Annotated in this window: 1 protein-coding gene; it reads right to left on the reverse strand. The window is 67.1% G+C overall.

All coding sequences use genetic code 11. The annotated features are described in order from the left end of the window. Positions 1–298, reverse strand: a 298-nt coding sequence (locus tag QM019_RS12730; protein WP_345961036.1) for a PAC2 family protein, incomplete at its 3' end; no start/stop codon positions are given. Positions 299–310: the final 12 nt, after the last annotated feature.

Here is a 310-nt window from a genome sequence, read left to right on the forward strand (position 1 = left end):
GCGTGTAGATACGCCCACCGCGCACCGGTCCGGCGAGGGTCGCGCCCGGCCAGCGGATCACCTTGCGGCCGTCGCCCGCGAACTCGCCCCGAGGGCGCGCGACGCTGTAGTCGAAGAAGTCCTCCGACTCGAAGCGCTCAACGAGCAGGTCGATGTTGAGCTGCTCTTGGAGTTCCGTCGCCGCCGAGCTCGCCGCCTCACCGGCGTCGTTCAAGCCCTGCAGCGCAATCACTAGGGTGTTGCCCTCTGCAAAGGGGGTGTTCGAGTCGAAGTTCGGCAGGGGAAGCTGTGAGGTCACGCGGTTTCTCCG

Origin of the sequence: Gulosibacter sediminis (assembly GCF_030011715.1) — a bacterium.
In the GTDB taxonomy this organism is placed as follows: domain Bacteria; phylum Actinomycetota; class Actinomycetes; order Actinomycetales; family Microbacteriaceae; genus Gulosibacter; species Gulosibacter sediminis.